This is a genomic window from Cognatundibacterium luofuense (assembly GCF_018139685.1).
GTDB lineage: Bacteria > Pseudomonadota > Gammaproteobacteria > Burkholderiales > Burkholderiaceae_D > Undibacterium > Undibacterium luofuense.
The window spans coordinates 1-390 of record NZ_JAGSPN010000236.1 but is presented as its reverse complement, the minus strand read 5'-3'; the positions used below and the strand labels follow the sequence as shown (position 1 = coordinate 390).

Below are 390 nucleotides of genomic sequence, written 5' to 3'. Positions count from 1 at the left end.
GATTAATTTCTACCCTTTTAATCGGATTTTTTCTAATCTAAAAAAAGGCGAGGGCTTGGTATTCGATATTTCAAAAACGGCAGAGCGCGAAAGCTACCTGTATTTTTCCAAGCCTGTATACGCCAACTACGTCTGGCTGGTGATGCGTAGCGATGCGCGTTTCAACTTCAATGATTTGCAGGATCTGAAAGGAAAAACAATAGGCGTCGTCGCTGGTGCGACTTACGGTGATGAATTTGAGCAGGCTAAAATTTCCCGTCTTTTCAAAATAGAAAACGATCCACCCATCTTACTGAAACGCTGTGAAAAACTTTATTTGCGCAGTATGGACGCTATGTTTCACAGTTCCGGAACAGCAAAAGCCAAAGAAGTGGAACGCCTGCTCAATCA

General features: G+C 42.8%; 1 protein-coding gene. It reads left to right on the top strand.

Features of this window, described 5'->3' with window-relative positions; genetic code table 11:
• A partial coding sequence (locus KDM89_RS20200) for a substrate-binding periplasmic protein (RefSeq protein ID WP_212689659.1) occupies nucleotides 1-390 on the top strand: 390 nt, incomplete at both ends.